Source organism: Mesorhizobium newzealandense (genome assembly GCF_042682145.1).
In the GTDB taxonomy this organism is placed as follows: Bacteria; Pseudomonadota; Alphaproteobacteria; order Rhizobiales; family Rhizobiaceae; genus Mesorhizobium; species Mesorhizobium newzealandense.
In genome coordinates this window covers 60034-75400 of the sequence record NZ_JBHUGZ010000016.1, presented here as the reverse complement: position 1 = coordinate 75400, position 15367 = coordinate 60034, and the positions used below count along the sequence as shown (strand labels likewise).

Genomic DNA, 15367 nt, shown 5'->3' with positions numbered 1-15367 from the left:
CGTCAACACCTTCCCATAGCTTCCAAGACCGCAGGTCGTAGGTTCGAGCCCTGCTGCCCGTGCCATTTTCTAGGAATGGCACCCAACGCGATGTTTCGCCATTTCACGAAATGGCCATCAAAACGATATTTCTGCAGGCTGGCGTTTGCCGTCGCCAAGATGCAGGCCTTCGATCTCCCCGTCCATTGTGTGACCTCGAGTGCGCTGATACCGACAGCGCTGAGCGCGCATGACATCGGCAAACCGCGATGTCTTTGCCATACCATGCGCCCACGTTCACGTTCCCGTGACTGATCTGCGGAAAATTACGCGACGGAAGCCAGAAACACCTCAATCGAGACGGAGGGCGTCTCTTATCCCTCTGTTTTCAATAGGAAATTAAACAAATATATATTCACAAAAGCTAAAGTACAGTTTTAATTGTGCGGCATCATTTTATTTGGTACGGATAAGTATATATCTCGCTTTCAGGCTCACATAAGGATCGGCGCCGTGCGATGGAATGCCGTACTCGTATTGTTTGGAAGTATTTGTGGAATAATATTAGCTGGCGTCAATTATGCTGATGCTCAGTGCCCGGCTTTGCCATATTCACTCACGAACGGGCAAGCAGCCGACGCTACACAAGTCATGGCTGACTACGAGGCACTTCGAACGTGCCTGAATACCGGCGAATTCGTCGAAGTTCCGACGCCCAGCAGGCAGTTCTCAGGCCCAGGCGGTGGCGTCATTACGATGCAGAATCCCAGCGCGGCGACGAACTACAACTTCAACCTTCCGGCAACAGCAGGCAGCGCCGGCGAGCTACTCACCTCAGGTGGCGGCGGCTCCAACCCGGAGGCCTGGACATCGCTTGGCACGGATATGCTGTTGAGCGGCAATGTCCTGAATTTGGGTACGACCACGGTCACGGCTGGCACGTATGCCTTGTCGAACATCACCGTCGATTCAAAGGGTAGGCTGACGGCTGCCGCCAATGGGCCGAGCACGGGGACATCTGGTCACACATTGCCATATCTGGACGGTGGCAATTCCTGGTCCGGAACGCAGATCTTTGGCCCCGTGGTCGGGTCTGTGTCTACAAAGACCGGAACATCCTATGCGCTTGCGGCGACAGATTGCGGCACGACGCTTCTGTTCACGGACAATTCCGCGATCACCGTGACGACGTCGAACAGCCTGCCAGCCGGCTGCGCTGTCGCCATTGAGCAGGGAGGCGGCGGGCAGGTGTCAATTGCAGCCGGTTCGGGCGCAACTCAGCATTCGCCGCACAACTACACCAAGACCTACGGCCAATACGCAATTCTGGGTCTTTTCGTAGACACGAATGCCGGCGGCACAGCGGCCAATGTCATCATCACTGGAGACGGCGCCTAGGCGCTCTGGAAAACGTCGGCTGAGATCCAGACCACGCTTCGAACAACGCCATTATCCAAGGCTCTGGAAGGAGAACCTCATGAAACTCTGGTGGCTAACTGTGGCGTTGTGGGGTTTGTGCGTCGCATTCGGGCCGACAAAGGCTTCCGCAACGCTGCTCTTTTCTGGCGGGGAAGACGGAGATTTCAATTGCGCTGTTGGCGGCAGTTGTGTCGTCGATACGACCACCGGCAGGTTCAGGGCTGGCTGGGCACGGGAAGCGTATCAGTTGGAGGGCCTGGCGGCCGATCCTGCAAAGAACCGGATTGTGACTCCACCTTTCTCGGCAAGCTCGACCCTCTGGGTTCATGCGCAATACTGCAGTGTGTGGCTGAATACCGGCAGCTGCGTGAACGACACCACCGCAAGCAGCCAAATGATCCGGATCATCGACGGCGCTGGCAACGCGACGCTCGTTGTTCAAGGTACCGGCACAGCCGGGGAAGTTAAGATATCGTCGCGCTCCTCATCCGGCACATTTACCGATCTGGTCACATGTCCTGGAACGATCGGAATAACACTGCAGCAGGTTGATCTCTCCATCAACTACGGGGCATCCGGCCAGGTCACCCTCTACAACAACAGCGTTCAAGTTTGCACTTATACCGGCGACGTTACCAACGGCGACGGGGCAACGACGCTAAATCAGGCGGAATTCTCTTCGGCCCGCGCCACGAACGGCGGGCAACTCTACACAGGGGAATGGTCCGAAGTGATCATAGCTGACACCGACACCCGGGCCATGTCCCGATTTACCGCCAACACCGTTGCCGATGGCAACACGGTTGGTTTTTCCGGGGCCAATGTCTGCTCGGCGATTTGGAACGCAAAGCCCTTCAATGATGCAAACTATGGGTATTCCGGTTCGAACAATGTGGTCCATGAATGCACGGTCAACGGCACGATCCCTGCCGGCGCATACAATGTGCTTGGACTGGTGATGAGCGCCCGGGCGCTCGTCGGAACCAGTGGACCACTCCATTTCGACTTCGTGACCCGCGTTAGCGGAACCGACTACACCTCGGCTGACTTTGCGCCGCTGCCAAGCTTTTCCAACATCATGAACTACATCCAGACGACCAACCCGGCTACGAGCAGCCCGTGGGCAGTCTCGGACTTCGCCGCTGTAGGCTTCAATGTCGGAGAAAAGACGAAGCCATGAGGGGGTTCGCAATCATTGTTGGCTCCGCCCTCCTGTGCGCGACAACGACTGCCGCGTTTGCGGGCTCCGACTTTGAGAGCTCAAAACTCTCGCCCGCTGTCGTGATGGAGGGTGAAGGGCTTCAATCGTCGAAGGTTTTGCCCGGCATTGTTACGGAAGGATCGGGGCTTCAATCGTCAAAGCTCTCGCCGGGTGTCGTGCTGGAGAATTCAGGACTTCAATCGCCCAAGCTCAGCATTGGTGTCGTTGTCGAGGCGCTGCAAGGCGGTGGCGGGATCGTCTCTCGTGCTCCGCTGACTCACTGGTAGACGGCTGGCCCCATCAATCACTCCGACTGTCTTGGTAATTTGAAGGGCGACTGGTCGGAATACGATCCGCAAATCGAAAGAGATGACCGATGTCTATTTGGCAGGATTGTCGTGGCAAAGTGCGGTGGGTCTCCGTGATAACGGCGACAATCGTTTCTATGCTTCCTACGGTTGCCAACAGCTCGGTCAGCTACGGCTACGATGATCTTGGGCGTGTTACGTCTGCCTTGTACGACAATGGCATGTGCATCGCCTACAGCTACGATGCAAACGGCAACCGGACAGCGCAAAACAATGCGGTTGGAACCACTGTCTGGGGCTCTGGCGTGTGGGGGTGCTTCAATTGGACTCCCTGACCGTCCCCACGGGCGCTGCCTGCCACGTGGCAACCAGGTGCCGCAATTTACGATTCGCGCGCGTCGGCGGATATTTGACACCCTTTTTCTTGCCGACTCGCCCAAGGCGGTAGTACCGGGAGACGGGATATGAACGCACCAAAGTGGTCGGCATTGGCTGTAACGGCAATCAGCTCCACCGTCCTGTTTCTGTCGCTGACATTTGTCTTGGAAGCTGCGCACGCAGCGGGAAGTAATAACGAGGCTATAGCCGGCGCAATTCGCGCGGCGCATTTTGCCGAGCCGCTTGTCACGACCGCTGTCACCTCGCCGGAAGACGATCAGGCTCTATTCAAGGCAGTGGCGACATACAACCAACGCACCACCCCTGACGATATCAGCGGTCTGACCAAGTTCCTGGACGAGCATCCGCACTCCGGGTGGGCCTCTGCACTCAACACCAATCTTGGCCTTTCGTACCTGCATGATGGCTACTTTTCTCGAGCTATCGAGGTCTGGCAAAAGGCATGGATTGAGGGCAAGGAGGCCAAGGACCCGCGGGCCAGAGCTCTGGTCGATCGCGCAGTCGGTGAGCTTGCCCAGCTTGAAGCCAATTTGGGCCATAACGAGCAGCTGACTGCATTGTTCGATGATATAGGGCATCGGCCCATTACGGGATCCGCAACCGAGGCGATACAGAACGCCCGCGAAGAGCTTGTGCTGGAAACGAAGGACCCGCGGCATTTGTTCATCTGCGGGCCGTTAGCTCTGAAGCAACTGATGCTGGCTCGCAACGTCAGTTTCGACAAAGTGGATTTCCTACAGTGGTATCGCGCCGCCTCGGACGGAACCAACCTGGCCGAGGTTGGCCGGCTCGCGGATAAGGCCAATCTTGCCCACCAGCTTATCCTGCGAGAGCCGGGTCAAGCGGTTCCGGTGCCGTCGATCGTGCATTGGAAGGTCGGGCATTTCGCGGCGATCGTCGGCGAGGCGAACGGGCGCTACCATGTCCGCGACTCGGTTTTTTCAGGCACTGACCTGTGGGTGACCAAGGCTGCGCTTGATGCAGAAGCGAGCGGATACTTCTTGGTTCCTTCTGATGTTCAGGCCGATCGGCGCTGGCGCGCTGTCGACGTCGCAGAGGCGTCCAAGATTTGGGGAAAGGGGCCGACGAACGGCACAAGGCAAGGCGGTGGCTGCTGCGACCCAAATGCCAACGGCCCTGGCCCTGATGGCCCGGGGCCTAATGGCCCTGGCCCCAATGGCCCTGGTCCTAACAGCCCTGGCCCCAATGGCCCTGGTCCTAACGGCCCTGGCCCCAATGGACCTAACGGTCCCAATGGACCGCCTACAGCAAGTAAATCGCTGACATGCCCATTGTGCGGCTACAACATCAAAGAATCGAGCGTCAGCGTCTCACTTTCCGATACTCCCGTCGGCTACGCACCGCCGATCGGCCCATCCGCAAAGGTAAGCGTTAGCTATAATCAGCGTGAGGATAGCCAGCCGGCCGTCTTCAGTTTCTTCAATGTCAGCCCGAAATGGACCTTCAGTTGGCTGGCCTATGTCACCGATGACCCAACAAACGCAGGCGCTAACGTATCCCGTTATATGCAGGGCGGCGGGGCGTTCTACTATCTCGGTTATGACTCCAATTCTGGCGCTTTTGCCGCCCAGGACGATGACGGGTCGATCCTTGTCCGTGAAGCGAGCACGCCAACCACCTACCGACGGCAACTTCGTGATGGTAGCACTGAAATTTACGCACAATCGGATGGCGCGACCGCCTATCCGCGCAGGATTTTTCTAAGTCAGGTTCTTGATCCGCAAGGCAATGCTCTCACCTTGACGTATGACGGTCAGCAGCGGCTCGTGTCACTGACGGATGCTGTCGGACGCCTGACGACCTTCACGTACGGTTTGGCAGGCTTTCCGCTCCTCGTCACCAAAATCACCGATCCATTTGGGCGCAACGCGACATTGACCTATGACGGTAGCGGACGCCTGAGCTCGATTGCCGACATTATCGGACTTACCTCCAGCTTCACCTATGACGCCAATTCGCTCGTCAACTCTATGACGACGCCCTATGGAACGACATCCTTTGCCTATACAGCCCCAGGAACGAGCGCGCCGCCGCGTTTCGTCGAGGTCACCGATCCACTTGGCTATCATGAGCGCGAGGAATGGCTGGAGCCCGCCCCAATCCCCAATAGCGACCCTGCAGCCACCGTGCCGCAGGGGATGCCGATAGACCCGACAAATGGCTACCTGGAATATCGCAACAGCTTCCATTGGGACAAAGACGCTTATGTGGCTGCGGGTTGCACACCAACAGGTGGCTGCGACTACACCAAGGCCCGGATTAGGCATTTTGTGCATATGCCGAACACGTCGCTCAAGGGCACGGCCATCGAAAGCGTCAAATACCCCCTCGAAAATCGGATTTGGTACGAATATCCGGGCCAATCGAGCAGCATATATGGTGGGACGTACGCCCAGCCGATTGCGATTGGCCGCGTGCTTGACGACGGCACTACGCAACTCACCAAGTTTTCCTACGATACGGGCGGCTTCTTCAACCTTACCCGGGTCGTAGATCCGGTTGGCCGCACCACTTCGTATGCCTATGCCAATCAGATCGACCTTGCTGCGGTTAGTCAGGTCACGCAGGCTGGTGTGCAAACGACAATCGCCCAATATATCTACAACAGCCATCACCGCCCGCTGCTCTACGTCGATGCCGCCGGCGAGACGACCAATTTCACCTACAATGCCGCTGGCCAGCTAACGTCGTCCACCAACCCAAAAGCCGAGAAAACCAGCTATCACTACGATTCATCGGGCAATCTGACCTCCGTCACCAATGCCAACAACGCAACCGCGTCCACCTACACCTATGACATCTTTGATCGTGTACGGACCTATACTGACTCGGAGGGCTGGACCGCCGCCTACGACTACGACGCTGCTGATCGCCTGACGAAAATCACGTATCCGGATGGCACGGCCGATCTCTATGGCTACAACAGGCTCGATCTTGCCTCCTATAAGGACCGTCAGAATCGGCTGTGGACTTATGCCTACGATGCCAATCGTCGCCTGACAAAGATTACCGATCCGATCGGTAGTCAGACGCTGTTTGGCTATGACGGCCTGGACCAACTCGCCAGCCTGAGCGATTCCAACGACAACACCACCAATTGGACCTATGATGTTCAAAGCCGGCTCACGCAAAAGACATACGCCGACAGCAGCGCGGTCACATACGCTTACGAGGACACAACGAGCCGGCTCAAATCAGTGCTCGACGCACTCGGGCAAACCAAGCAGTTCAGCTACTTTAAGGACAACAGGCCTAGCGGAATCACTTACCTGAATGCGGTGCACTCGACACCGAATGTCAGCTTCGGTTACGACGCCTATTTCCCGCGAGTCAAATCGATGACCGACGGAACCGGCACGACGCAATATAGCTATGTCCCGCCCTTTACTCAGGGTGCATTGCAGTTGCAGCAGGAGAACGGTCCGCTGCCGAGCAGTGCCATTGCCTATACCTACGATGAACTCGGGCGGTCGGCTTCACGCACAGTCGCAGGCGCCGGTACGGAGATCTTCGGTTACGACATGATCGGCAGGGTGATCGGCCACACCAGCGATCTTGGGTCTTTCACGCTCAGCTATCTCGGCCAGACGGGACAGATAGCAAACCGCCAGCTCGCCAGTTCCACTCTATCGACGACCTGGAGCTACCTGCCCAATTCTGGCGATCGTCGGCTGGCGGGAATCAACAATGTCGGATTGTCGGCGGGCCAGTATTCAACCTACCAGTACACGACCACGCCCGAGAATCTAATCACTGCGGTCACCGAGACGAGCGACAGTTCGACCTCCTATCCGACTGCCAGCACGCAAACCGCGAGCTACAATAGCCTTAATCAGTTGACGAATTTGTCAGGTCAAACCTTAAGCTACGATGCCAACGGCAACTTGCTTTCAGACGGCCAGCGCAACTATGGCTGGGACGCTGAAAACCGACTTATAGGCATCAGTTATCCTGTAGAGCCGGGTAAGGCTACAGCATTCGCCTATGATGGTTTAAGCCGACGCGCCACGATCACCAGCACGCCAGCAGGGAGCGGTGGTACGTCTGCAGCAACTTCATACATCTGGTGCGGTCTATTCCCATGCCAGACAAGGAATGCTGCTAACTTGCCGACACGAGCCTATTATGCTGAGGGGGAAATTGCTCTGGTCACGGCGCCTCAGTCCTACTTCTATGGCCTGGATCAGATCGGGTCCGTGCGGCGGGTTTTTACAGCCAGCAACGCGCCAGCGTACGCATACGACCCCTACGGCCATCCATTACAGGCAACGGCGCGATTGACCGAATTCGGCTACGCTGAAATGTTTACCGACGCTGACAGCGGGCTCGACCTGACTCTCTTCCGGGTCTACGATACGCTCAGTGGACGCTGGCTTTCGCGCGATCCATTTGGTGAAATCGGCGACGTACGTGTATCTTCAAATGCCCTTTGGTCAGACTTGGCTTGGTTGCCGTTCGTGGGCCAGTATAATGGCTACACGTATGTTGCTAGCAACCCCGTTAGCTGGATCGACCCCTTAGGACTTGCAAGAAGCTGTGGAGAGAAAATACGTAGCTTTTGTGCAGGTCTGCTTGCGCTGTGTTCACAATATGTAGTCGGCGACCCTGGTGGAAATACCGCAGACCCACCCTCGGAACCGCCGATTATCGAAATAGACCCAACTTCCGCTGGCCAAGGCCGAAAAAAACGATAACGTATTGGTCGCGCTACATTTTATAGGTTAATGCTAATGCCAAACCAAACCCCTTGGGAAAAGGAACCGGACCTTCCCGCTCTGAAACATGCATACGACCTTATTACTAACGATGAGGTTGCAGCGGTGAACGAGTTGACTGAGTTGGCAAATCGAGGCTCTCAGATGAGTCTGGTTTATTTGGGGAATTTGTATCGTAAAGGGCAAGGAAGAATCCCAGCAAACCCGGATGAAGCAGAGAAATGGTACAGAAAGGCTGCGGATAGAAATCTGACGGTTGGTGTGTTCCACCTATCTATATTGTGCATGAACGAAAATCGTTATGATGAATCTGAACAGTTACTAAAGAAAGCTGCGGACCGTGAATATTCACCGGCGATCTATTGGCTGGCTCGCCTATATTGGAAGGGCCCTGCTAATTTGAGGAATCTGGATAAAGCACGCGAATTGTTAGAAAGGGCGTCTGACAGGGGTCATATTTGGGCGAGTAGGGACTTGGCGCGCGGCTATCTCAACGGTGCACTCGGATTTCACCCTTTGAAAAGTGCCCTCTTTTTTCTGCGAGGCGCTATTAAATTTATGCAGGTATATCAATCAGATCCAAAAAGTCAGCGCCTTCAACGCGATGGCGCTTGGGCGGAATAAGCCTTTATTTGCAAACATGCCTGAAAGGCGGCCCGGCGCCTCTCGATCATGTGAACCTAGCCCGTCTTGTGCACGACGACCCTCTGAGAGGCTGGCGGAAGTAGCTTAAGCGATTGATGTGGCGTAGGATTTTGGTGCTGAAGCCATTCCTGTCGCCCACATCTTGCGAGCCACACCCGCCATGACCGACGATACGTTGCTGCAGTTCTCGTTTCCAGCCGTTGGACGCAAGAAGATCACAGCTGCGTTTGACGGCGGACGCATCACCTCGGATGGCGGCGTGATGCTGCTGGCCGCGGCCGAGCGGCGGCTGCACCTGGCTGACAGGCTTGCCGCTGCGATCCAGGATCCGCGCGATCCAGCGCGCGTGACGCACGCCATGGCTGACATCCTGCGCGCCCGCATCTTCGCCATCGCCTGCGGTTATGAGGACGCCAACGATCTCGATCGGCTGCGCACCGATCCGGCCTTCAAGCTCGCCTGTGGTCAGCTGCCCGACAGCGGGAATGACCTGTGCTCGCAGCCGACGTGTTCGCGGCTGGAGAACCTGCCGGACCTGCGCACTGTCATCCGGCTCGGCCGGGTGCTGGTGGATCTGTGGCTGTCGAGCTATGTCGCGCCGCCCAAAAGCGTGACGCTCGACATCGATGACACGCTCGATGCCGTTCACGGCCATCAGCAGCCGTCGCTCTTCAATGCTCATTACGACGAGCGCTGCTTCTTGCCGATCCACATTTACGACGCCGCGACAGGGCGGCCGGTCGCCATGATCCTGCGTCCGGGAAAGACGCCGACGGGCAAAGAGATCCGCGGTCATCTGCGCCGGCTTGTCCGGATGATCCGCGCCCGCTGGCCGAGAACCCGCATTCTGATCCGCGGTGACAGCCACTATGGGCGGTTCTTCTCTATTCGGCGTGTTGAGGTCAAGCGCTTTCGAGCTTTCCGCTCTGCGGGTGTTTGACGTCTTTCGCGGGTCCTTGCTTCTCTTCGGGATCGGCCGTCGGCCCTCCCATGATGGGATCAGTAGAATGAGGCGGCCCAATCTGTCGCGCGTCCTGACCGCGATGGTGCGATCGGCACAAGAACCCAAGCGAACTCACCTCATCCATCGTCCCGCGAAGGACGTCTTCTCCACCGGCGGGCGGAACTTTATCGTCTCCTTTTTGATACCGGCTCAATGTCGATATTCTCGGCGTGGTCAGACCATGGCTTGAATGCTGTTCTCTCTTGTCCAGCGGAATTCGGTGCCATCACTCCACATGCGATGCATGATCACCGCCAGCCGGCGGGCGAGCGCAACGATGGCCTTTTGCCGCCCGCGGCGCCTGGCGACGTTCATCGCCCAGGCTTTCAGCCAAGACCATTTCTTCACCCGGCTCAACATGACCTGGGCTGCTTCGTAAAGCAGGGACCGCATCATGCCGTCACCGCACAGGGAAACGCGACCGACGCGATGGCTTTCGCCCGATTGGTTGAGGACCGGGGTCAATCACAGCGCCGGACCGACGGCGCGTGAGTTGCTGAAGCGCGCCGGAACATCGATGGTGCTGATGAAAGCAAGCGAGGTAACAGGACCGACACCGGGGATCGTCATCAAACGTCGGCAGGCCTCGTCGTCACGGACGATCGATAGCAGCTTGCGGTGGAGAGCCATGAATGTCTCACGCAGCTTTTGCCGCGCCGCCAGCAAAGGCTTCATGATCTCGCCAAGGTCCGGCATGCCATCAATAAGCTCGCGGATGCGATCATCAAACCTGACCGTTCCAACGATACCGACCTTGAGTCCGAAGTTGCGCAACAGCCCCCGAATGTCATTCTCGATGGCAATCGCCTTTTCCTGCAGCAGCTTGCGGGCGGTCAACAGGGCGCGGCGGCGCTGGCTCATCAGTGTCTTGACATGCACGGGCCGGAACAGATTGACCCGCATCATCTGCGCGATGCCGCGGGCATCGTTGCGGTCGGTCTTGTTCACCTGAGCTTTTAGGAATGCTTTCGCATGCCGGGTTTCGATACAGATCGCCGGCAATCCCGCCTCTGCCAATCCGCTGAACAGCCATTGCGACAACGGTCCGGCCTCAAGCCCGATCCGAACGATTTGCCACGCGGGATTCTTCAAGGCTTGGACGAGGTCTTCTGGGTGGCTGGGGACTTTGATCTCGCGGCAGATAGCACCCGTTTCGTCCACAATGCATATCGACGTCTCTTTCACAGAGACGTCCAATCCGGCATAATGTTTCATGCTGCGCTTCCTTCCCTGATGCTTGTGGCTGTTCCAACAGACCACGTTCTATCATCAGCTCGAAGCGCAGCGCCTCTGCACCCAGTCTCCAGGAATGGGCTCAAGCCGAATACCCCATCTGTCGCAAACGGAATGGCAACCTATGTCCCGCATGAAGCGCTCAGATTTTCGCAGAAGCATTCCATGTTCAAAGGCCGTCATTTTGATCGATCCGTGATCCTGCTGTGCGTACGCTGGTATCTGGCCTACAATCTGAGCTTGCACGATTTGGAAGAGATGATGGCCGAACGCGGCCTGAACGTCGATCACTCCACCGTGCATCGCTGGGCCGTCCACTTCTCGCCTCGGCTGCTGGAGTGTTTCAACGGACGCAAGCGTGCCATCACCGGCAAGTGTCATATGGACGAGACGTATATCAAGGTTCGCGGCCAGTGGACGTACCTCTATCGCGCCATCGACAGCGCCGGCGACACGGTCGAATTCTTCTTCAGCGAAAACCGTGACCTGGCGGCCGCAAAACGCTTCCTCCGGAAGGCGTTGGGTCGCCACGGTCGACCGGATCGCATTGTTATCGACGGCAGCCAGACAAATCACGAGGCGATCATTTCCTGCGATGCTGAATACCGTTTGCGGGATCGATCGCGGCGCTCACTGCAACCAATCCGAATCCGCAAGAGCAAGTATCTCAATAATCGGATCGAGCAGGACCATCGACGCGTCAAGCGCCGCATCCGCTCCATGCTCGGCTTCAAATCGACGGCAAGCGCCGAAGTAATTCTCTCCGGCATCGAAATGGTTCACATGATGCGCAAGCGACAGGCGAGATTTGCCTATAATCCACGCCCCCTCAATCGCTGAGCAGTTCGAAATCCTCGCAGCCTGACAATCGGGGCGAAAGCGCCCTCTCGTGGCGGAAATTACAATTTGCGACAGAACCGCCGAAGCCGCCAACGCACAGGCTATGCTGTCCGACAACGAGGCGCTGATCGCGCATCTTGAGCTGCGCATCGAAAAGCTGAAACGCGAACTGTACGGGCAGCGCTCCGAGCGCACGGCGCGGCTGATCGAGCAGTTGGAATTGGAGCTCGAAGAACTCGTCACCTCGGCGACCGAGGATGAGCTTGCCGCGCAGGCCGCGGCGGCGAGGACGCAGAAGGTCCGCCCCGTTCATCCGCAAGCGACCGGTGCGCAAGCCATGGCCGGATGACATCGAACACGAGCGCGTCGTCATCGATCCTCCGACTGCCTGCGCCTGCTGCGGCGGATTCCGGCTGTCCAAGCTAGGCGAGGACGTGAACAAGACGCTGGAGGAGATCCCGCGCCGCTTCAAGGTCATCGAAACGGTCCGGGAGAAGTTTACGTGCCGGGATTGCGAGGCGATCACCCAGCCGCCGGCGCCATTCCATGTCACGCCGCGCGGCTTCATCGGCCCGCAGTTGCTGGCGACCATCCTCTTCGCCAAGTTCGGCATGCACATCCCGCTCAACCGGCAGAGCACGTGCTTCAAGTGCGAGGGGATCGACATGCCGATCTCGACGCTGGCCGATCAGGTTGGTCATGGAACCTTTGCCCTCATGCCGGTCTTCAAGCTGATCGAGGCTCATGTGTTCGCGGCCGAGCGCCTTCATGGTGACGACACGACCATCCGTGTCCTGGCAAAGAGCAAATGCAAGACGGGCCGTATCTGGACGTATGTGCGCCACGATCAGCCGTTCGGCGGCGCCGCGCCGCCGGCGGCGGTCTATTACGCCTCGAGCGACCGACGAGGTGAGCACCCACAAAAACATCTGGCCCGCTTCGGGGGCATTCTGCAGGTCGACTGTTATAGCGGCTTCAATCCGCTCTTCGATCCGAAGCGGAAAGAGCTGCCGATCACGCCCGCATTCTGTTTTGCGCATGCGCGCAGGGGATTCTTCGAACTGGCCGACGTCGAGAAAAATGCCCGCGAGGCAGGAAGAATGGCAAACCGATCTCCCCGACGGCGCTGGAGGCGGTCAAGCGCATCGACGCGCTCTTCGACATCGAGCGCGACATCAACGGCAAGACAGCCCCTGAGCGGCGTGCCGTGCGGCAGGAAAAGAGTAAGCCACTCTTCGATGACATGTACGCGTCAGTAGGCGGCCTTTAGCGTATGCGTACGGTTGTCCTCCTTGCGGAAGGCATCGACCGCGCGGTCACGCTGCGCGACCTCGAAGGCCAGTACCACCGCATGATCCAGACGGAACCGGCGCTCGCCGATCACTTGCAGACCCGCGCCTCGGGCATGCGATACAGCGGCTCATGCCGCTCGGTCACCAATCGCATTTCCGCGTCGCAAGCGGCCCTGCTCAGCGCTCTTGCGACGCGCGGCATCACCGCAGCCCTCAAGGACGAACAAGCCTCCGTGCGCATCTGGAGCGTCAGCGACGCTGGGGAAGTGCAGTTACACGAACAAGCAGCCGCACCCGTGACCAGGATTCCACTGGCGGGTTGGACCGTCACCTACGATCAGCGCGTTCAACAGGTACTCGTAGCACTGCGGGCGCGCAATCTTCCCAACGAAACGGGCGGCGTTCTCCTTGGCATTTCGGATGCCAGCCGCCGTTCCATCCATATTGTGCGCGCCCTCCCGAAACCGGCAGACAGCGAGGGTAGGGTCGAGCGCTTCGAACGATGTCGATACCGGATCAATACTCCCCAGAAGTGCCGTTTGAATCTTCCCCAGTTTAGCGTTGCCGTCGGTCCTCCGGGGCGCGCCCCGGAGGACCGGCGGCGCGTCATCACCGATACTGCTCTCGATGGTCGAGAGGGGAATGTCGGGGATCAAACTCGGGGAGATAGTCATGATTTTAGATTTGCACCGGCAGGGATTGTCGGTGTCGGCGATCGCCAGACAGACCAACGTCGATCGAAAGACAATTCGTAAATATATTGAACGGGGTCTCGAAGCGCCTGCTTATGGACCACGCAAGCCGCGGGCGACGGTGATCGATCCATTCACGGCTTATCTACGTGAACGGGTTGCTGCCTATCCCGGCCTGAGCGGCCGGCGGCTCCTGCGAGAGCTGAACGATCGCGGATATGCGGGTGGCTACACGGCCGTCACGGACTTTCTCAGAGATGTTCGCCCGACCTCAGAACAGGGATTTGAAGTTCGGTTCGAAACAGCTCCCGGCGAACAGGCCCAGGTGGATTTCGCCCAGTTTCAGGTCATCTTCACCGATGAGCCGGCAACGCCCAGGATCGTCTGGCTCTTTTCCATGGTGTTGGGCCATAGCCGTCTCATCTGGGCTCGCTTCGCTATGCATCAGGATCTTCCGACGGTGCTGCGATGCCATGTCGCCGCATTCGATGCAATTGGCGGCGTTCCACGCGAGATTCTCTACGACCGCATGAAGACTGCCGTCATCGGCGAAGGGGAAACCGGTGGCATTGTTTATAACCGTGCTCTGCTCGATCTTGCCCGCCATTACGGCTTTCATCCAAAGGCCTGCAAAGCATATCGCGCCAAGACGAAGGGAAAGGTCGAGCGACCATTCCGCTACATTCGTGAAGACTTTTTCCTGGCACGCTCGTTTCGCAACCTCGACGATCTTAACAGCCAACTGCGATATTGGCTTGACACGGTTGCCAATCCGCGTGTGCACGCGACAACGCAGCGCGTCGTCATGGAGGCCTTCGCCGAGGAGCGTCATCATTTGCGGCCTTTGCCTCTGGCTCCGTTCCGCTCCGTGTTGAGACTGGAGCGCAGGATCTCTCGAGACGGTATGGTCAGCGTTGGTGGAAACGCCTACAGCGTGCCCGACGCCACCAGGAGGCGTCTTGTCGAGGTTCATACCTTGGCCAATGAAGTTCGGATCTTCGAGGACGACACCCTCATTGCTGTGCATCCAGTGTTGGAGGGTCGTCACCAGCGTCGCGTCGAACCAGGACACAGAACCCTTCGCTCACTGCCGCGATCGCGGCCACACGTCAACAATGACGAGATCATTCTTCATGGAACCGGAGACAGGGTCACACAGCGGCCGCTCGCCTTCTACGACGCCGTCGCCAGAGCCATGGCACAGGAGAACCGCACATGAGCGCCGCTCTCGATTCCGTGCCGTCGATGATCGACCGCATTCGCCATGACCTTGTCGGCTTGAAGATGCCACGTGCCCTTGAAGCACTCGACCATATTGTCCGGCGCCTGGAGCAGGGCGAGCTGTCGGCTCTCGAAGCAATCGATATCCTACTTTCCGAAGAGCTGACCCTGCGCGAGAACAGCCGTATAAAAACCGCGCTTCGGATGGGTCGCCTGGCAACCATCAAAACGCTCGCCGGCTTTGATTTTTCTTTCCAGCCCTCACTCGATCGAGATCGGATCTTCACGCTGACGCAACTGGGTTTTGTCGACCGCCATGAGGTCGTCCATCTCCTTGGGCCGCCGGGAACCGGCCCCCGCGGGTCACTTCAAATTCCCCCGGGTAGGGTCAGTCAAACT

9 protein-coding genes and 3 pseudogenes are annotated in these 15367 nt (G+C 57.9%); 11 read left to right on the top strand and 1 reads right to left on the bottom strand.

From position 1 onward, the window contains the following. Nucleotides 1–630: 630 nt before the first annotated feature. The 6 genes from ACFSOZ_RS23305 (at nt 631) to ACFSOZ_RS23275 (ending at nt 9627) form a co-directional block, all read left to right on the top strand. Nucleotides 631–1377, top strand: coding sequence for a hypothetical protein (locus ACFSOZ_RS23305; protein ID WP_379101794.1), 747 nt, complete (start codon nt 631–633; stop codon nt 1375–1377). Between the two features lie 79 nt (nt 1378–1456). Continuing rightward, nucleotides 1457–2578: a hypothetical protein gene (locus ACFSOZ_RS23300; RefSeq protein ID WP_379101792.1), complete on the top strand. Its 1122-nt coding sequence runs from the start codon at nt 1457–1459 to the stop codon at nt 2576–2578. Then, entirely contained in the window at nt 2575–2886 is a 312-nt protein-coding gene (locus ACFSOZ_RS23295) for a hypothetical protein (protein WP_379101790.1), read from the top strand. The genes ACFSOZ_RS23300 and ACFSOZ_RS23295 overlap by 4 nt, the downstream gene beginning before the upstream one ends. A gap of 485 nt (nt 2887–3371) precedes the next feature. Next, nucleotides 3372–8021, top strand: a complete 4650-nt coding sequence (locus ACFSOZ_RS23285; protein WP_379101786.1) for an RHS repeat-associated core domain-containing protein — start codon at nt 3372–3374, stop codon at nt 8019–8021. Nucleotides 8022–8057: 36 nt separating this feature from the next. Then, nucleotides 8058–8666: a tetratricopeptide repeat protein gene (locus ACFSOZ_RS23280; protein ID WP_379101784.1), complete on the top strand. Its 609-nt coding sequence runs from the start codon at nt 8058–8060 to the stop codon at nt 8664–8666. 181 nt (nt 8667–8847) lie between these two features. Next, nucleotides 8848–9627, top strand: a complete 780-nt coding sequence (locus tag ACFSOZ_RS23275) for an IS1380 family transposase (RefSeq protein WP_379101782.1) — start codon at nt 8848–8850, stop codon at nt 9625–9627. A 237-nt stretch (nt 9628–9864) separates the two neighbouring features. Here the strand turns inward: ACFSOZ_RS23275 and ACFSOZ_RS23270 are convergent. Further along, nucleotides 9865–10905 (bottom strand): annotated as a pseudogene (locus tag ACFSOZ_RS23270) (IS110 family RNA-guided transposase). Between the two features lie 183 nt (nt 10906–11088). On the opposite strand from ACFSOZ_RS23270, the gene ACFSOZ_RS23265 reads away from it, so the two are divergent. From ACFSOZ_RS23265 to ACFSOZ_RS23245, 5 genes and pseudogenes are all read left to right on the top strand, one after another. After that, nucleotides 11089–11788 (top strand): IS6 family transposase gene (locus ACFSOZ_RS23265; protein ID WP_465264473.1). Its coding sequence is split into 2 segments (ribosomal slippage): nt 11089–11742 and nt 11744–11788, totalling 699 coding nucleotides; the frame shifts between segments, so codons are not numbered across the junction. 24 nt (nt 11789–11812) lie between these two features. Continuing rightward, nucleotides 11813–13012, top strand: a pseudogene (gene tnpC, locus ACFSOZ_RS23260) (IS66 family transposase); the annotation flags it as partial. A gap of 24 nt (nt 13013–13036) precedes the next feature. After that, nucleotides 13037–13810, top strand: coding sequence for a hypothetical protein (locus ACFSOZ_RS23255; RefSeq protein ID WP_379101781.1), 774 nt, complete (start codon nt 13037–13039; stop codon nt 13808–13810). Further along, nucleotides 13698–14966: an IS21 family transposase gene (gene istA / locus ACFSOZ_RS23250; protein ID WP_379101779.1), complete on the top strand. Its 1269-nt coding sequence runs from the start codon at nt 13698–13700 to the stop codon at nt 14964–14966. Before ACFSOZ_RS23255 ends, istA begins: the two co-directional genes overlap by 113 nt. Further along, a pseudogene (locus ACFSOZ_RS23245) lies at nt 14963–15322 on the top strand (ATP-binding protein); the annotation flags it as partial. The gene istA and the pseudogene ACFSOZ_RS23245, both read left to right, overlap by 4 nt. Nucleotides 15323–15367 lie beyond the last annotated feature (45 nt).